Annotated in this window: 15 protein-coding genes; 6 read left to right on the forward strand and 9 right to left on the reverse strand. The window is 70.6% G+C overall.

Annotated elements, in window-relative coordinates; translation table 11 throughout:
- Nucleotides 1–23: 23 nt before the first annotated feature.
- From ACZ7LY_RS00440 to ACZ7LY_RS00465, 6 genes are all read right to left on the reverse strand, one after another.
- Nucleotides 24–1,442: a nucleobase:cation symporter-2 family protein gene (locus ACZ7LY_RS00440; RefSeq protein WP_471622230.1), complete on the reverse strand. Its 1,419-nt coding sequence runs from the start codon at nt 1,440–1,442 to the stop codon at nt 24–26.
- A 65-nt stretch (nt 1,443–1,507) separates the two neighbouring features.
- Nucleotides 1,508–2,443: a factor-independent urate hydroxylase gene (gene pucL / locus ACZ7LY_RS00445; RefSeq protein WP_471622231.1), complete on the reverse strand. Its 936-nt coding sequence runs from the start codon at nt 2,441–2,443 to the stop codon at nt 1,508–1,510.
- A 5-nt stretch (nt 2,444–2,448) separates the two neighbouring features.
- Nucleotides 2,449–2,859: a hydroxyisourate hydrolase gene (gene uraH, locus ACZ7LY_RS00450; protein WP_471622232.1), complete on the reverse strand. Its 411-nt coding sequence runs from the start codon at nt 2,857–2,859 to the stop codon at nt 2,449–2,451.
- Complete coding sequence (uraD, locus tag ACZ7LY_RS00455; protein WP_471622233.1) at nt 2,856–3,374, reverse strand: 2-oxo-4-hydroxy-4-carboxy-5-ureidoimidazoline decarboxylase; 519 nt, start codon at nt 3,372–3,374, stop codon at nt 2,856–2,858. Before uraD ends, uraH begins: the two co-directional genes overlap by 4 nt.
- Before the next feature lie 161 nt (nt 3,375–3,535).
- A complete protein-coding gene (locus ACZ7LY_RS00460; RefSeq protein WP_471622234.1) occupies nt 3,536–3,904 on the reverse strand; it encodes a helix-turn-helix domain-containing protein in 369 nt (122 codons plus the stop codon).
- Nucleotides 3,901–4,170 carry a YkoF family thiamine-binding protein gene (locus ACZ7LY_RS00465; RefSeq protein ID WP_471622235.1) on the reverse strand — a complete coding sequence of 90 codons (270 nt, stop codon included), beginning with the start codon at nt 4,168–4,170 and terminating at the stop codon, nt 3,901–3,903. The genes ACZ7LY_RS00460 and ACZ7LY_RS00465 overlap by 4 nt, the downstream gene beginning before the upstream one ends.
- 181 nt (nt 4,171–4,351) lie before the next feature.
- Between ACZ7LY_RS00465 and ACZ7LY_RS00470 the strand changes: the two genes are divergently transcribed.
- From ACZ7LY_RS00470 to ACZ7LY_RS00480, 3 genes are all read left to right on the forward strand, one after another.
- Nucleotides 4,352–5,185: a TIM barrel protein gene (locus ACZ7LY_RS00470; RefSeq protein ID WP_471622236.1), complete on the forward strand. Its 834-nt coding sequence runs from the start codon at nt 4,352–4,354 to the stop codon at nt 5,183–5,185.
- A 76-nt stretch (nt 5,186–5,261) separates the two neighbouring features.
- Nucleotides 5,262–6,158 carry a 2-hydroxy-3-oxopropionate reductase gene (locus tag ACZ7LY_RS00475; RefSeq protein WP_471622237.1) on the forward strand — a complete coding sequence of 299 codons (897 nt, stop codon included), beginning with the start codon at nt 5,262–5,264 and terminating at the stop codon, nt 6,156–6,158.
- Nucleotides 6,159–6,397: 239 nt separating this feature from the next.
- Entirely contained in the window at nt 6,398–7,855 is a 1,458-nt protein-coding gene (locus ACZ7LY_RS00480; RefSeq protein WP_471622238.1) for a catalase, read from the forward strand.
- A gap of 840 nt (nt 7,856–8,695) precedes the next feature.
- Here ACZ7LY_RS00480 and gcl read toward each other — a convergent pair.
- A complete protein-coding gene (gcl, locus tag ACZ7LY_RS00485) occupies nt 8,696–10,474 on the reverse strand; it encodes a glyoxylate carboligase (protein ID WP_471622610.1) in 1,779 nt (592 codons plus the stop codon).
- A 271-nt stretch (nt 10,475–10,745) separates the two neighbouring features.
- Here gcl and ACZ7LY_RS00490 point away from each other — a divergent pair, with 271 nt between their 5' ends.
- Together ACZ7LY_RS00490 and ACZ7LY_RS00495 are read left to right on the forward strand one after the other, a co-directional pair.
- Nucleotides 10,746–11,459, forward strand: a complete 714-nt coding sequence (locus ACZ7LY_RS00490; RefSeq protein WP_471622239.1) for a hypothetical protein — start codon at nt 10,746–10,748, stop codon at nt 11,457–11,459.
- 40 nt (nt 11,460–11,499) lie between these two features.
- A complete protein-coding gene (locus ACZ7LY_RS00495) occupies nt 11,500–12,012 on the forward strand; it encodes a GNAT family N-acetyltransferase (RefSeq protein WP_471622240.1) in 513 nt (170 codons plus the stop codon).
- A 24-nt stretch (nt 12,013–12,036) separates the two neighbouring features.
- Here the strand turns inward: ACZ7LY_RS00495 and ACZ7LY_RS00500 are convergent, their stop codons facing one another.
- A complete protein-coding gene (locus tag ACZ7LY_RS00500; protein ID WP_471622241.1) occupies nt 12,037–13,647 on the reverse strand; it encodes an AMP-binding protein in 1,611 nt (536 codons plus the stop codon).
- Nucleotides 13,644–15,335 carry an AMP-binding protein gene (locus ACZ7LY_RS00505; RefSeq protein ID WP_471622242.1) on the reverse strand — a complete coding sequence of 564 codons (1,692 nt, stop codon included), beginning with the start codon at nt 15,333–15,335 and terminating at the stop codon, nt 13,644–13,646. Before ACZ7LY_RS00505 ends, ACZ7LY_RS00500 begins: the two co-directional genes overlap by 4 nt.
- A gap of 123 nt (nt 15,336–15,458) precedes the next feature.
- Between ACZ7LY_RS00505 and ACZ7LY_RS00510 the strand changes: the two genes are divergently transcribed.
- Nucleotides 15,459–16,304, forward strand: a complete 846-nt coding sequence (locus ACZ7LY_RS00510; protein WP_471622243.1) for a LuxR C-terminal-related transcriptional regulator — start codon at nt 15,459–15,461, stop codon at nt 16,302–16,304.
- The last annotated feature ends 92 nt before the right edge of the window (nt 16,305–16,396 follow it).

A 16,396-nucleotide genomic window follows, 5' to 3' on the forward strand; every position in this document is an offset into this window, starting at 1 on the left:
GGCGATGTGGGCACGGCAGGACCCTAGGAGGATTTGAGTGCCGCGGCGGTGTTGGCGCTGCCGCGGGTGCCGAGATGGTGGAAGAAGAGGTTCAGCGACACGGCGACGAGCGCGCCGGCGCTGATGCCGGAGCCGAGCACGGTCTGCGCCCAGGCGGGGAAGTCGGCGTAGAAGGTGGGCGCGGCCAGGGGGATGATGCCGGCGCCGAGCGAGACGGCCACGAGGATGATGTTGGAGCTGTCGTCGAGGCCCGCTTCGGACAGGGTGCGGATGCCGCTGACGGCGATCGAGCCGAACAGGACGATGCCCGCGCCGCCGAGGACCGGCATGGGGACCAGGGAGACGACCGCGCCGAGGACGGGGAAGGCGCCGAGGACGAGCAGGGTGGCGCCGGCGACGGCGACGACGTACCGGCTGCGCACCTTGGTGAGCGAGACGACGCCGACGTTCTGGGCGAAGGCCGAGGTGGGGAAGCCGCCGAAGACCGGGCCGAGGAAGGTGGCGATGCCGTCGGTGCGCAGGCCACGGGTGATGGTCTTGCCGGTGCAGTCGCGTTCGCAGATCTCCCCGATGGCGAGCATCCCGGCGCTGGACTCGGTCATCAGGACGAGCATGACGAGGCAGAGCGAGATGATGGCCGCGGGCTGGAAGTCGGGGGTGCCGAAGGCGAACGGCGTGGGCAGGGCCGCGACCGGCGCGGACTCGATGGCGCTGAAGTCGGCCATGCCGAACGGGATGGCGGCGAGCGTGCCGATCAACAGGCCGAACAGCAGGGCGACTTGCTTGACGAAGCCCCGGCCGAAGCGCTGGATGAGCAGGATGACGACGAGGGTGAAACCGGCGAGCGCGAGATGGCGCATGTCGCCGTAGTCGGCGGCGGTCTTGTCGCCGCCCTGGGCCCAGCTCACCGGCACGGGCATCAGCGTCACACCGATGAGGGTGATGACGACGCCGGTGACCAGCGGCGGGAAGAAGCGCAGCAGCCGTCCGAAGAACGGTCCGATGGCGAGGCAGAAGACGCCCGCGACCATGACCGCCCCGTAGATGGCGGGGAGTTGGTCGCCTTTGGCGTTGGTCTCCGCGATGGCGAGCATCGGTGCGATGCCGGCGGAGGACGCGGCGTTGACGAAGGGCAGCCGGTTTCCGACGAAGCCCTTGACGCCGAGCGTCTGCAGGAGGGTGGCCACACCCGCGATGAGCAGCGACGCGGCGATCAGCCGGGTCTGGCCCGCGGTGTCGAGGTGGACGGCCTGGCCGATGATGAGCGGCGGGGTGACGACGCCGGCGTACATGGCGGCGATGTGCTGGAGCGCGGCGGGGACGAGCCGCGAGAAGTGGAGCTTTTCGTCCACCGGGTGGACCTCGATCGTGCCGAGGCCGTCGGACGGTGGGGTGGAACACGGGCCTTCGGCTTCCGCCGGCCCCTTTGCAGGCACTGCCATTGCGATGTTCCCTCCGGTGTGGCGCGCCCCCGCCGACTGCGGCGGGCGGGGGCGCGCGCCCCGCGTCAGAGGTTGGTCATGTCGACCGGGATGCGCTGGTCGGCGCCGTCCCGCAGGATCGTGGCCTCGATGAGGCCGTAGGGGCGGTCGGCGGCGTAGTACACGGCGCCGTCCTTCGCCTCGTTCTCCAGCCCGCAGAACGACAGGTCCTGGCGGAAGTGGTGCTTGTTGGGCGCGGAGAAGCGGATCTCGTCGATCTCGCTGCGGTTGTTGATGACGCGCGAACCCATCTGGAAGAGGGTCTGCTGCAGCGAGAGCGAGTACGTCTCGACGAAGGCTTCGAGGATGTGCTTCTTGGCCTGGTCGTAGGACTTGTTCCAGTGGGGCGTGCGCTCGTCGTCCTCGCCCGTCCAGGTGTGACGCCACCAAGTGGACAGCGACGTGGCGAGGATGCGGTCGTAGTCCTCCTGGAGCGTCGTGTACTTGTCCTTGATGTAGCCCCAGAACTCGGAGTTCGTGGTGTTCATGACGGTGAGGTCCTTGAGGCCGGTGAGGACCTCGAACTTCTCGCCGTCATAGGTGATCTGGGCGAGGCGCGTCTCCTGGCCCTTGCGGACGAAGGAGTGCTTGACCTCGTCGGCGCCGATGAACTTGGAGCCCGCGTCCGAGCCGGCGATGCGCTCCCAGGAGTACTCCTCGATGCGGATGCGCGCGCGGTGGATGGAGGGCTGGCTCTCGACGAAGTGGCGGGCCAGCTCGATGCCGTACTGCTCCGCGGACTCGATGCCGTATTCCTTGGCGAAGGCGAAGCAGGTGTTCTTGGTGGTGTCGGTCGGCAGGCAGTTGGCGTTGGACCCGGTCAGGTGCACGTCGGAGAGATCGCCGCTGAGGGCGACCGAGACGTTCAGGTCCTTGATGTGGTGGGTGTCGCCGTCCCGCGTGATCTTGACAACGCGGTTCTCCGCCTTGCCGTACTGGTTCTGTCCCAGGATCGTGGGCATGTCTGCTAGCTCCCTCGGTAAACGGAGTAGCCGAACGGGTTGAGCAGCAGCGGTACGTGGTAGTGCTCGCCCGGGACGACGGCGAACGTGATCGCCACCTCCGGGAAGAACGCTCCCCTCGCGCCGCTGTCCCGATTCGCGGGGGCGTCCTGCTGCGCATCGGCTTGCTGGTTCGCGGACTTCTTCTGGAAGTACGCCTCGGTCTCGAAGTCGAGGCGTACATGGGTGGTGCCCTCCGGCAGGGCCGGCAGGTCCTTGCAGCGCCCGTCGGCGTCGGTGGCGCTGCCGCCGAGCGCGACCCAGGCCGCGTCCGAACCGGCGCGCGCCGCAAGGGAGATGGCGACGCCCTCGGCGGGGCGTCCGATGCTGGTGTCCAGGATGTGCGTGGACACCGATGCGGTGGTCTCGGTGCTCATCGGGCGTTGTCTCCTTCTTCCACGAGGCGCGTCAGGCGGATGCGGTTGATCTTTCCCAGCTCGGCGCGGACGATCTCGCGTTCGCGCTCGGGCGTGTTGCCGATCCGGTCCTTGAGTGCCGCGAGCATCTGCTCCCCCGTGGCGCCGGTGGCGCAGATGAGGAAGACGTGCCCGAACCGCTCCTGGTAGGCCAGGTTGAGTTCGAGCATCTGTGCCTTGAGCTCCTCGGAGGCGCCCGCCATGCCGCGCTGCTCGCGCGACGAGGTGGGGTCTCCCGGCTTCGGGCGGCCGATCGGCGGGTGGCCGGCCATCGCCTCGGCGAGGTCCTGTTCGGTCAGTTCGGCCATGGCGGCGTCGCTGGCCTGGAAGAGGGACTCGACGGTGGCGAAGGGGCGCTGGGCGAGGATCTTGCTCCCCCACGCCGATGAAGCACACACCTCGTGGAGCGCGGCCGTGGCCTCGCTCTCGTCCGAGGCGTTGAACCGGGTGAGCCCCGGCGTCGAACCTGAAGTCACGGGGTGCCTCCGTGGCCTTGTGCTGGACGGGCTGCGGATAGCTAACGCCCTCGGAAACACTGCGTCAACACTTTGTTGAAAACTTGGAGCGACAAAAAGCCGCCGTCCGATATCCGGACGGCGGCTCGGGGATCGCGCCACACGAAGCGAGTTATCGCAGGTCAGGTGGCCTTGTCCCGGTTCAGGTAGTTGTAGACGGTGAAGCGCGAGACACCGAGCGCGCCGGCCACGGTCTCCACGCCGTGCCGTACGGAGAAGGCGCCGCGGGCTTCGAGGGCCCGGACCACCTCCTGCTTCTCCTTGCGGTCGAGGGAGGCGAGCGGCATGCCCGCGGTGCGCTCCATCGCCGCGAGGATGTGGTCGAGGGAGTCGGCGAGCTGCGGCAGGCGTACGGCGACGACGTCGGCGCCCTCCCAGCTCAGTACGACGTCGTCCTTGCCGGCCTCGCCGGGCGGCAGCATCTCGGCGCCCATGGCGTCCACGAGCGGCTTGACCGCTCTGACGAAGGGGTCGTCCCCGATGGCGGTCACTTATCGCCCTCCCCTGCTCCGGCGGCGCCGTCGAGCACGTTGACCTGGAGGGAGACGCGGGTGGCGCCCGCTTCCAGGGCGCGCCGCAGCAGCCCGTCCACCGCGGTGAGCACGCGGTCCGCCTCGCCCTCGGCGGTGTTGCCGAACGGGCCGACGTCGACCGCGTCCAGCTCGGCGCCCTGGATGACGTCCCGGGCGACCACCGCGTGCGGGGGCGCCTCGTCGAGGTCGAAGGGCTCGGTCGTGAACTCCACTCTCAATCGCACAGCGTCAACCTAACGCCGTTCGGGGTTTTTCCGGCAGCCCCTCTTGACAGCTCCCCCGAGTCGGGGGCAACCTTCCATCAAGCAGAAACGAACTTCCGCAATACGGAATTACCCAGGTGGCCGCCCGGCGGCCCCGGACTTCTCCGTACGGAACACGAACCGGAAGGGAGCGCCGACCCCGATGGGATTCGCAGACCAGCGCTTCAACGTCAACCTGTCGATCCTCTTCACGGAACTCCCGCTCCTGGAGCGCCCGGCGGCTGCCGCCGCGGCCGGCTTCACCGCGGTCGAGCTGTGGTGGCCCTGGGTCGACGCCCCCACCCCCGCGCAGTCCGAGCTCGACGCCCTGCGGGACGCGATCAAGGACGCGGGCGTGCAGCTCACCGGCCTGAACTTCTACGCGGGCCAGCTGCCCGGCCCGGACCGGGGCGCCCTGTCGATCCCCGGCGAGGAGAGCGAGAAGTTCCGCGCGAACATCGACGTGGCCGCCGACTTCGCCGCCTCCCTCGGCTGCAAGGCGCTCAACGCGCTGTACGGCAACCGCGTGGAGGGCGTCGACCCGGCGGTGCAGGACGAACTCGCCCTGGAGAACCTGGTGCTGGCGGCCCGCGCTGCCGACCGGGTGGGCGCCGTCGTGCTGATCGAGGCGCTGAACGCGCCGGAGTCCCCGGCCTGCCCGATCGTGAGCGCGCCCAAGGCGATCGAGATCGTGGACAAGGTGAACGAGGCGACCGGCCTCGGCAACGCCAAGTTCCTCATGGACCTCTACCACCTGTCCATGAACGGCGAGGACCTGCCGCAGATCATCAGCGCGTACACCGACAAGACCGCGCATGTGCAGATCGCCGACAACCCGGGCCGCGGCGCGCCGGGCACCGGCTCGCTGCCGCTGGAGGAGCTGCTCGACCAGCTCACCAAGGCCGGGTACGAGGGCTATGTCGGCCTGGAGTACAAGCCGGGCGACCGCCCGAGCGCCGAGGCCTTCGACTGGCTGCCGCGCGAGTCCCGTTCCTGACGACGCCGCCCTGACGACGCCGCTTCGACGGCACGGCGACGTATCACCGCTTTACTCAGTCTTTGGAGTCACCCTCATGAGCAACAACCTCCCCAAGGTCGCGTGGATCGGTCTCGGCATCATGGGCTCGCCCATGTCGGAGAACCTGATCAAGGCCGGTTACGACGTCACGGGCTTCACCCTGGAGCAGGACAAGCTGGACCGCCTCGCCGCGGCCGGCGGCACGGCGGCCGGCTCGATCGCCGCAGCCGTCAAGGACGCCGACGTCATCGTCACGATGGTCCCCGCCTCCCCGCAGGTCGAGGCCATCGCCTACGGCCCCGAGGGCATCCTGGAGAACGCGAAGTCCGGCGCGCTGCTGGTCGACATGTCCTCGATCACCCCGCAGACCTCGGTCGACCTGGCGAAGAACGCCAAGGAGAAGGGCATCCGCGTCATCGACGCGCCCGTCTCCGGCGGCGAGGCCGGCGCCATCGAGGCCGTCCTGTCCATCATGGTCGGCGGTGAGCAGGCCGACTTCGACGAGGCCAAGCCGCTGCTTGAGGCCCTCGGCAAGACCATCGTGCTGTGCGGTCCGCACGGCTCGGGCCAGACCGTGAAGGCCGCCAACCAGCTCATCGTCGCCGTCAACATCCAGGCGTGCGCCGAGGCCGTGGTCTTCCTGGAGAAGTCCGGCGTGGACCTGAGCGCCGCGCTCGACGTGCTCAACGGCGGCCTCGCCGGCTCGACCGTGCTGACCCGCAAGAAGGACAACTTCCTGAACCGGGACTTCAAGCCGGGCTTCCGCATCGACCTGCACCACAAGGACATGGGCATCGTCACCGACGCCGCCCGCAACGTCGGCGCGGCCCTGCCCGTCGGTGCCGTGGTCGCCCAGCTCGTCGCGTCGCTGCGCGCCCAGGGCGACGGCGGCCTCGACCACTCCGCCCTGCTGCGCGCCGTCGAGCGCCTGTCGGGCGAGCAGGTCGCGTAACCCGCACGGGAAGCGCAGGCCCACAGACTTCCGGGCCGCGGCGGCGTTGACACCTGTCCTGTCGCGCCCAGGCGCCGCCGCGGCCCGGAACACCCTTACCCATAGGTTCAACAAAATGTTGAACAAGCACCACCCAGAACTTCAACAAACTGTTGACGTGGCTGTTCAGGGGTCCTTACGCTCCCCCACATCGACAGCTCCATCGCCAGCAGCCACTGCACGGAAGGTCGCCTCGAATAATGCCGAAGCGTGTGCTCACGACCGAGTCCGGCGCGCCTGTCGCCGACAACCAGAACTCCGCCACCGCAGGCGTGGGCGGCCCGATCCTGCTTCAGGACCAGCACCTGCTGGAGAAGCTCGCCCGCTTCAACCGCGAGCGTATCCCGGAGCGCGTGGTGCACGCCCGGGGCTCCGGCGCCTACGGCTACTTCGAGGTGACCGACGACGTCACCGACTACACGTACGCCGACTTCCTGAACACCGTCGGCAAGCGCACCGAGGTCTTCCTGCGCTTCTCCACGGTCGCCGACAACCTCGGTGGCGCGGACGCGGTCCGTGACCCGCGCGGCTTCGCGGTGAAGTTCTACACCGAGGAGGGCAACTACGACCTCGTCGGCAACAACACCCCGGTCTTCTTCATCAAGGACCCGCTGAAGTTCCCCGACTTCATCCACTCCCAGAAGCGAGACCCGTTCACGGGCAAGCAGGAGCCGGAGAACGTCTGGGACTTCTGGGCGCACGCCCCCGAGGCCACGCACCAGGTGACCTGGCTGATGGGCGACCGCGGCATCCCGGCCTCGTACCGGCACATGAACGGCTACGGCTCGCACACCTACCAGTGGACCAACGAGCAGGGCGAAGCCTTCTTCGTGAAGTACCACTTCAAGACGAACCAGGGCATCCGCTCCCTGTCCACCGAGCAGGCGCAGGAGATCGCGGGCAAGGACCCGAACTCCCACCAGACGGACCTGCTCCAGGCCATCGAGCGCGGCGTCAACCCGTCCTGGACGCTGTACGTGCAGCTCATGCCGGCGGCCGAGGCGGGGGACTACCGCTTCAACCCGTTCGACCTGACCAAGGTGTGGCCGCACAAGGACTACCCGTTGCAGCGCGTGGGCCGGCTGGTCCTCGACCGCAACCCCGACAACGTCTTCGCCGAGGTCGAGCAGGCCGCGTTCTCCCCGAACAACTTCGTTCCGGGCATCGGCCCCTCCCCCGACAAGATGCTCCAGGGCCGCCTGTTCGCCTACGCGGACGCGCACCGCTACCGCCTGGGCGTCAACCACACCCAGCTCCCGGTCAACGCCCCGAAGGCGACCAGCGCCGACAACTACGGCCGCGACGGCCTCATGGCGACCAACGCCTACGGCCGCGCCCGCAAGAACTACGAGCCGAACTCCTTCGACGGCCCGACCGAGACCGGCCGCCCGCTGAGCGCCCCGCTCGCCATCGCCGGCCACACGGGCACGCACGAGGCCCCGGCCCACACCAAGGACGACGACTTCTTCCAGGCGGGCGAGCTGTACCGCCTGATGTCGGAGGACGAGAAGCAGCGCCTCGTCGCCAACATCGCCGGCGGCCTCTCGCAGGTCTCCCGCGACGACATCGTGGAGAAGAACCTCGCCCACTTCCACGCCGCCGACCCCGAGTACGGCAAGCGCGTGGAGGAAGCGGTCCGCGCCCTGCGCGAGGACTGATCCCCCAGGCTGCGTACGGGGATTGACGGGAGGTCAGCTCCGTACGCACAAGCCCGCGCCTGCCGCGCCGCCCGGATGAGGGGTGGCGGTGCGGCGGGACGCGGGAGACTGCGCCGGCTTCGCGGCCGGCGCCGCGTGGGGTCCGCGGCGGCTCGTGCGAGCCAGTGCGGTGGTGAAGGCCCCCCGGCCGCCCTCTCGACCTGAGGGAGGGCACCGGGAGGGCTGTCGCTCAGCCGCCGCGGCCCCCACCAACTCCCTCACGGGACACCGGAATCCGTCCGGCGGCGCGCATGCATGTTTCGCCAGTCGCGCACCGTCGGACGGCCCAACCTCCCAGCCAGAACGCCGAGCCCGGACGGTCCCGAGCTCGGCGTTCTTCGTTTTCTCGGTGTTCTCCGTGTGCCCGGCCCCCCTGGCACCCCTTCGCCCCGACCGCGAGCGCTCCCCTACGGCGCCTACCGGTGGGGGCCAGGCCCCGACGAGGCAGCAGCCTCTTGCGGGGCCTTTCGCGCGTTCGGAGCGTTCGCCCCTGTGGAGCCCACCCCCGGTGGGGCGGAACAGGCCGTGACCGGGGCGGCTGCGGGTCGGCTACGGAACCGCCGTGCCGTACGCCCCTCCCCCACCCGCCGGCGCAGGTACGGCCTTGAAGTAACTGCGGTCGCGCGCCTGGGCGTTGGCGCTGGTGCACGCATATACGCACGCGTAGGCGGAGAGGCAGGCGCGGGCGCATGAGACCGGGCGCTGACGCGTGCGCAGGCGCGGACAGGCCCACGCACGCCGAAGGGGCGGCCGCCCGGGGTTCCGGGGGCCGCCCCTTCGGGGTGGGTCGGGTCAGGTCGGTCAGACCTTCAGCGGGCGGATGGACGTGGGGGCGTGGCCCGGTTCCGTGGCCAGTTCCTCGAACTCCTTGACCGCGGAGATGTCCGCCGTCGGGCTCATGGAGATGTTGGTGATGCGCTCCAGGATCGCCTCGACGACGACCGGCACCTGGTGCTCCTGCGCGAGCTTCTTGGCCTGCTCCAGGGCCTGGCCCAACTCGCTGGGGTCGGTGACGCGGATGGCCTTGCAGCCGAGGCCCTCGGCGACCTTCACGTGGTCGACGCCGTAGACGCCCAGCTCGGGGCTGTTCTGGTTCTCGAACTCCAGGTTGACCTGGAAGTTGATGTCGAGGCCGATCTGCGCCTGCCGGATCAGGCCCAGGTAGGCGTTGTTGACGAGGACGTGGACGTACGGGATGCGGTGCTGCGCGCCGACCGCCAGCTCCTCGATCATGAACTGGAAGTCGTAGTCGCCGGAGAGGGCGACGACCTGCGTGTCCGGGTCGGCCTTGGCGACGCCGAGCGCGGCCGGGATGGTCCAGCCGAGGGGGCCTGCCTGGCCGCAGTTGATCCAGTGGCGCGGCTTGTAGACGTGCAGCATCTGCGCGCCGGCGATCTGGGAGAGGCCGATGGTCGTCACGTACCGCGTGTCACGGCCGAACGCCTTGTTCATCTCCTCGTACACGCGCTGCGGCTTCATCGGGATGTTGTCGAAGTGCGTACGGCGCAGGAGGGTCTCCTTGCGCTCCAGGTGCGAGGCGACCCAGGCGCTGCGGTCGGGCAGTTCGCCCGCGGCCTTCAGCTCGCGCGCGACCTCGACGAACAGTTCGAGCGCGGCCTTGGCGTCGGAGGTGATCCCGTAGTCCGGGGCGAAGATCTTGCCGATCTGGGTCGGCTCGATGTCGACGTGGACGAAGGTGCGGCCCTCGCGGTACACGTCCAGCTTGTAGCCGGTGTGGCGGTTGGCCCAGCGGTTGCCGATGCCGAGGACGAAGTCCGACTCCAGGAACGTGGCGTTGCCGTAGCGGTGACCGGTCTGCTGGCCGACCATGCCCGCGTTCAGCTCGTGGTCGTCGGGGATCGTGCCCCAGCCCATCAGGGTGGGCACGACCGGGGTGTTGGTGATCTCGGCGAACTCGACGAGCAGGTCGGACGCGTCGGCGTTGATGATGCCGCCGCCCGCGATGATCAGCGGGCGTTCGGAGGCGACGAGGAGCTTGATCGCCTTCTCGATCTGGGCGCGGGTCGCGGTCGGCTTGTAGACCGGCAGCGGCTCGTACGTCTCCGGGTCGAACTCGATCTCGGTCTGCTGCACGTCGACGGGCAGGTCGATGAGGACCGGGCCCGGGCGGCCCGAGCGCATCAGGTGGAACGCCTGCTGGAAGACGCCGGGGACCTGCGCGGCCTCCAGGACGGTGACAGCCATCTTGGCGACCGGCTTGGCGATCGAGGCGATGTCGACGGCCTGGAAGTCCTCCTTGTGCAGCAGGTGGCTCGGGGCCTGGCCCGTGATGCACAGGATCGGGATGGAGTCGCCGGTGGCCGAGTACAGACCGGTGATCATGTCGGTGCCGGCGGGGCCGGACGTGCCGATGCACACGCCGATGTTCCCCGGGTTGGCCCGCGTGTAGCCCTCGGCCATGTGCGAGGCGCCCTCGACGTGGCGGGCGAGCGTGTGGTCGATGCCACCGCTCAGCTTGAGCTCCCGGTAGAAGGGGTTGATGGCGGCACCGGGCACGCCGAACGCGTTCGTGACGCCCTCGCGCTTGAGGATCTCAACGGCCGCGCGGGCGGCGGTCATACGAGCCATGAGTGCTCCCGACTTGTGCTGTGTGGCTGTCTACGGCGGTCGGATTCGCGCTCCCGTCGCGCCCCGCGGCGAGCTGTGAATTCCGTGGTGAAGCTGTGTCGTACGCACCCGGCGGGCCGCCTGCGACCCCCCGGGCAAACTTTCACTATGCGGAAACTAGGTTCTGCTATATGGAAGCAATGTAAGGGGGCCTCTCCGGGGCCGTCAAGGTGGATGATGAGACCGAGACCGTTCGAAACCGGCCGCCCTGGGGGGAAGTGCCATGGCCAAAGCCGTGCGCGTGCAGTGCCCGGCATGCCGCCGGGAGCACGACTACATACCCGCGGCGCTGCCCTGCGCGTGCGGCGCCCCCGTCGCGCCCCCGCTGCGCCGCGACGCCGCCGCCGAGGCGGTCAGCGCCCGCACCTGGGCCGACGACTGGGTCACCCTGCGCTGCCCGATGTGCGGCCGCCACGACCGCTGGCCCCGGCCCGAACTCGGCTGCCCCTGCGGCACCGTGCTGCGCGTCCCCGTACACAGCGACGACCAGGCGCCCGCGCAGGCCCCCGCGCCCGCGCACATCCCGCTGCCGCGGACCGCGCCCGTGCCCCGGCCCGCGTTCCAGCCGGTCGCCGTGCGCTCCGCGCGGGACGCGGTCACCGCCGCCGCGCTCTATCTGCGCTGGCTCGGCTTCCGGGACGTGCGCCGCGCCGACCAGCGCCCGCCCTCCGGCATAGGGCTCGCCGCGCGGGGCGTCGTCGCCGGGATCGAACCGTCGGTACGGCCCGCGGACCTGCGCGACGTGGAGTGCCTGTGGCTCCAGTCCATGACCGAGTCCGCGGCCTGCGCCTACTTCTCCCTCGCCGGGTACGCCGACGCCGCCCGCACCCGCGCCGACGAACTCGGCGTCCCCCTCTTCGTCCTCGACCTCGCGGGCGTCCCCCAGCCGGTCAACGGGCCGGCCGACGAACTGATAGCGGCCGGCGCCACCCCCTGACCCGACCCTTGGGCTGGGACCCGACCCTTAGGCTGGCCGCATGATCATCCGCGCCGCCGTCCCCGCCGACCTCCCCCGCATCCAGGAGATCGAGGTCGCCGCGGGGGCCGTCTTCCGGGACGTCGGGATGGACGCCGTCGCCGACGACGACCCGCCCGCCCTCGCCGACCTGGAGCGCTACCGCGCGGCCGGGCACGCCTTCGTCGCCGCCGCCGAGGACGCCCCGCACCACACCCTCGCCTACCTCGTCGGCGAACCCGTGGACGGCGCCTTCCACATCGAGCAGGTCACCGTCCACCCGGACGCCGCCCGGCGCAAAGTGGGCCAGGCCCTGATCGCGTACGCCGCCGACTGCGCGCGCGACCAGGGCCTGGCCGGTCTCACTCTGACCACCTTCACCGACGTGCCGTGGAACGCCCCCTACTACGAGCGTCTCGGGTTCCGCCGGCTCACCGGGGACGCGCTCACGCCGGGGCTGCGCGCGATCCGCGCGGCCGAGGCAAAAGCCGGCCTCGACCGGTGGCCGAGGGTCTGTATGCGACGCGAGCTGTGAACCGGGACGCGAGCGCCCCGAGTGTCACAACTCCCCGTATCCTTCGCGGAGTTCTACCTTCCGGACCTTCCCGCTGACCGTCATCGGAAACGAGTCGAGCACCCTCAACCTCGTCGGGATCTTGTAGTGGGCGAGCCGGTCGCGGCAGAACTCCCGCAGTTCCTCCAGGGTGAGCGGCTCGTCCGGGTCCCGCAGGATGACACAGGCGAGCACCTCCTCCCCGTACCGCTCGTGCGGCACGCCCACCACCTGCACGTCGGCGATGCGCGGATGCGCGTACAGGAACTCCTCGATCTCGCGCGGGTAGATGTTCTCGCCGCCGCGGATGATCATGTCCTTGATGCGGCCGACGATCTGCCCGTAGCCGTCCTCGCGCAGCACGGCGAGGTCGCCGGTGTGCATCCAGCGGCCCGCGTCGATGACCTCGGCGGTCTTCTCCGGCTCCTCCCAGTAGCCGAGCATCACGCTGTAGCCGCGGGTGCACAGCTCGCCGGGCTCGCCGCGCGGCAGGGTGACGCCGGTGACCGGGTCGACGACCTTGACCTCGATGTGCGGCAGGACCCGGCCGACCGTGCCGGTGCGGCGCTCCAGGTCGTCGTCGCGGCGCGTCTGCAACGACACCGGGGAGGTCTCCGTCATGCCGTAGCAGATCGACACCTCCGCCATGTGCATCTCGGCGACGACCCGCTTCATGACCTCCACCGGGCACGGTGAGCCGGCCATGATGCCGGTGCGCAGGGTGCGCAGATCGTACGAGGCGAAGTCCGGCAGGTTCAGCTCCGCGATGAACATCGTGGGCACCCCGTACAGCGACGTACACCGCTCCTGCTGGACCGCGCGCAGGGTCGCGGCGGGGTCGAAGGAGGGGGCGGGGATCACGATGCAGGCGGCGTGGGACGTGGCTCCCAGGTTTCCCATCACCATGCCGAAACAGTGGTAGAACGGAACGGGCAGGCACACCCGGTCCTGCTCCGTGTAGCCGACCGTCTCGCCCACCCAGTAACCGTTGTTGAGGATGTTGTGGTGGGAGAGCGTGGCCCCCTTCGGGAAGCCCGTCGTACCCGAGGTGTACTGGATGTTGACCGGGTCGTCGCACGACAACTCCGCCTCGCGGGCGGCGAGCTGAGCACCCGTCACCGACGCGCCCGCCGCGACGAGCGCGTCCCAGGACTCCTCGCCGATGAAGACCCGCTCGCGCAGCGCGGGGCACTCGGGCGCGACCTGGCGGACCAGCTCGCGGTAGTCGGTGCCCTTGTGGCCGGTCGAGGAGACGAGCACGCTGACACCGGACTGCTTGAGCACGTACGCCAACTCGTGCGCCCGGTAAGCGGGGTTGATGTTCACCATGATCGCGCCGACCCGCGCGGTGGCGTACTGGACGAGGACCCACTCGGGGCAGTTGACCGCCCAGATGCCGACCCGGTCCCCCTTGCCGACCCCGCGCGCGAGCAGCCCGCGCGCCAACTCCGCGACATCGGCGCCGAACTGACGGTACGTCCAGCGACGCCCGCTCACCACGTCGACCAGGGCCTCGCGGTCCGGCCAGGCGTCGACGGCGCGCTGGAGGTTGGCGCCGATCGTGTCGCCGAGGAGCGGTGTCGTGCTCGTCCCGTGCGTGTACGACAGTGCGCTCACCGGAAGTCCTCCTCGCGGTACTCGGCGGCCGACCCCTTCGCCGTGGCCTCGCGCAGCTCGATGCGGCGGATCTTGCCGGAGACCGTCTTGGGCAGCTCCCCGAACTCGATGCGGCGCAGCCGCTTGTACGGGGCGAGCGTGGCCCGCGAGTGCTCGAACAGCAGCTTCGCGGTGTCCGGGCCCGGCTCGTAGCCCTCGGCGAGGACCACGTACGCCTTCGGGACGGCGAGCCGCAGCTCGTCGGGGGCGGGCACGACGGCCGCCTCGGCGACCGCCTCGTGCTCAAGCAGCGCGCTCTCCAGCTCGAACGGGCTGATCTTGTAGTCGGACGCCTTGAAGACGTCGTCGGCGCGGCCCACGTACGTCAGGTAGCCGTCGGCGTCGCGGGAGCCGATGTCGCCGGTGCGGTAGTGGCCGCCGGCCATGGCCTCGGCGGTCCGCTCGGGGTCGCCGTGGTAGCCGGCCATCAGGCCGACCGGGTGCGCGGACAGGTCGAGGCTGATCTCGCCCTCGTCGGCGCCGGGCGCGCCGGTCACCGGGTCGAGCAGTTCGACCGTGAAGCCGGGGCTGGGGCGGCCCATGGAGCCGGTCTTCAGGAGCTGGCCGGGACTGTTGGAGACCTGCACGGCCGTCTCGGTCTGCCCGAAGCCGTCGCGGATCGTCACGTTCCAGGCCCGCTTGACCTGCTCGATGACCTCCGGGTTCAGCGGCTCGCCGGCCGCGACGACCTCGCGCGGCGGAGTACGCAACTGGGTCAGGTCGGCCTGGATCAGCATGCGCCACACGGTCGGCGGCGCGCAGAACGAGGTGACGCCCGCCCGGTCCATCGCCGCCATGAGCCGGCCCGCGTCGAAGCGCGTGTAGTTGTAGAGGAAGACCGTCGCCTCCGCGTTCCACGGGGCGAAGAAGTTCGACCAGGCGTGCTTGGCCCAGCCGGGCGACGAGATGTTCAGGTGCACGTCGCCGGGACGCAGCCCGATCCAGTACATCGTCGCCAGATGGCCGATCGGGTACGAGACGTGCGTGTGCTCCACGAGCTTGGGGCGGGCCGTCGTACCGGACGTGAAGTACAGCAGCAGCGGGTCGTCGGCGAGGGTCTCACCGTCGGACGTGAAGTCGCCGCTCGCCTCGAACGCCTCGTCGAAGTCCCGCCAGCCGGGCACCGCCTCGGCGCCGGGGTTCTTGACGGCGATCCGGGTGTAGTCGCCGGGCACCTCGTCGAACTTGGGCGTGTCCTCCGCGCGCACCAGGACGTGCGCGGCGCGGCCCCGCTCGATACGGTCACGCAGATCGGCCGGGCCGAGCAGCGGCGTCGCCGGGATGACGACCGCGCGCAGCTTCATCGCGGCGAGCATCGTCATCCACAGTTCCTGCTGGTTGCCGAGCATGAGCAGGATGCGGTCGCCCGCGCCGACGCCCTGCGCGCGCAGCCAGTTCGCCACCTGCGCGGAGCGCAGCGCCATCTCGGCGTACGAGACGGTGATCTCACGGCCGTCCTCCTCCACGATGTGCAGGGCGGTACGGCCGTTGCCCTCGGCGACGACGTCGAACCAGTCGAGGGCCCAGTTGAACCGTTCGGGGCGCGGCCAGACGAAGCCCTCGTACGCCGTCTCGTAGTCGTGCGCGTGCTGCAACAGGAAGTCCCGGGCCGTGCGGAACTGCTGCGTCGGGCCGTTCGCCGTCGTCATGTGTGCTCCTGGGAGTCCTTCTTGTCCCGCGTCGTCGCGGACCGTATCTGTCATCGTGTAGGCGTGACGCAGGTCTCACCACCCCCGAACGGGGGTGACCGGAGCACGGCGAGGGGATCGAGGGTGAGCGCAGACACCTCGGAGGCGGTCGAGATGCGCGCGGCGCTGGTGCGGCTGCGCCGGGGCACGGGCCTGCCGGTGGCGTTCGGCGGGCTCACGGCCGGGCCCGGCCAGGTCCGCCAGGTGCGCATCGCGGAGCTGAGCGGCGCGTCCACGCACGCGTTGCGGGGCCTCGCCATCGCGGCCGGCAGCGGCCTGGGCGGCAAGGCCCTCAGCCTCGCCCGGGCGTGCGCGGTCACCGACTACCACGGCTCGCGCCACATCTCCCACGAGTACGACAGCGCCGTCGCCGCCGAGGGCCTGCGCGCGGTGCTCGCCGTGCCGGTGGTGGTACGGCGCCGGGTACGCGGAGTCCTGTACGGGGCGCTGCGCACCGCCGAACCCCTCGGCGACCGGGCCCTCGCAGCGGCCATGGCGGCGGCCCGCGACGTGGAGCAGGCCCTGGTCGTACGGGACGAGGTGCGCGCCCTGCTGGCGGCGGCGAGCGCCCCTGCCGTGGCCGGGGGCGGCGCCTGGGAGGAGGTCCGTGAGGCACACGGGGCGCTGCGGGCCCTCGCGCCGCGCATCGTGGACCCGGCGCTGCGCGCGGAACTGCTCGCGGTGTGCGGGCGGCTGGCATCGGCGAGCGCCCCGCCCGAGCGGGAGGCGGCGGCGGTGGTGCTCGCGCCGCGCGAGGTGGACGTGCTGGCGTGTGTGGCGGGCGGCGCGACGAACGCGGCGACGGCGGAGCGGCTGGGGCTGCGCCCGGAGACGGTCAAGGGCTATCTCCGGGCGGCGATGCGCAAGCTCGGGGCGCATACGCGCGGGGAGGCGGTGGCGGCGGCGCGGCGGGCGGGGGTGCTGCCGTGAGGTGGCCTGGCGGGCGGGCGCCGGGGGGCGGGTCGGGGCCGTTGTCAGTGGGGTGGGCTTCAATGGAGGAGTCACGCTGACGGGGCGGTGAC

The sequence above is a fragment of the Streptomyces sp. NPDC107550 genome (genome assembly GCF_055639095.1).

What these genes read in the sequence shown, in the direction of transcription:
- ACZ7LY_RS00480 (WP_471622238.1), top strand. Translation starts at nt 6,398, where the DNA reads ATGCCGAAGCGTGTGCTCACGACCGAGTCCGGCGCGCCTGTCGCCGAC.
- uraH (WP_471622232.1), bottom strand. Translation starts at nt 2,859, where the DNA reads ATGAGCACCGAGACCACCGCATCGGTGTCCACGCACATCCTGGACACC.
- ACZ7LY_RS00470 (WP_471622236.1), top strand. Translation starts at nt 4,352, where the DNA reads ATGGGATTCGCAGACCAGCGCTTCAACGTCAACCTGTCGATCCTCTTC.
- ACZ7LY_RS00495 (WP_471622240.1), top strand. Translation starts at nt 11,500, where the DNA reads ATGATCATCCGCGCCGCCGTCCCCGCCGACCTCCCCCGCATCCAGGAG.
- pucL (WP_471622231.1), bottom strand. Translation starts at nt 2,443, where the DNA reads ATGCCCACGATCCTGGGACAGAACCAGTACGGCAAGGCGGAGAACCGC.
- ACZ7LY_RS00475 (WP_471622237.1), top strand. Translation starts at nt 5,262, where the DNA reads ATGAGCAACAACCTCCCCAAGGTCGCGTGGATCGGTCTCGGCATCATG.
- ACZ7LY_RS00490 (WP_471622239.1), top strand. Translation starts at nt 10,746, where the DNA reads ATGGCCAAAGCCGTGCGCGTGCAGTGCCCGGCATGCCGCCGGGAGCAC.
- gcl (WP_471622610.1), bottom strand. Translation starts at nt 10,474, where the DNA reads ATGACCGCCGCCCGCGCGGCCGTTGAGATCCTCAAGCGCGAGGGCGTC.
- ACZ7LY_RS00505 (WP_471622242.1), bottom strand. Translation starts at nt 15,335, where the DNA reads ATGACGACGGCGAACGGCCCGACGCAGCAGTTCCGCACGGCCCGGGAC.
- ACZ7LY_RS00440 (WP_471622230.1), bottom strand. Translation starts at nt 1,442, where the DNA reads ATGGCAGTGCCTGCAAAGGGGCCGGCGGAAGCCGAAGGCCCGTGTTCC.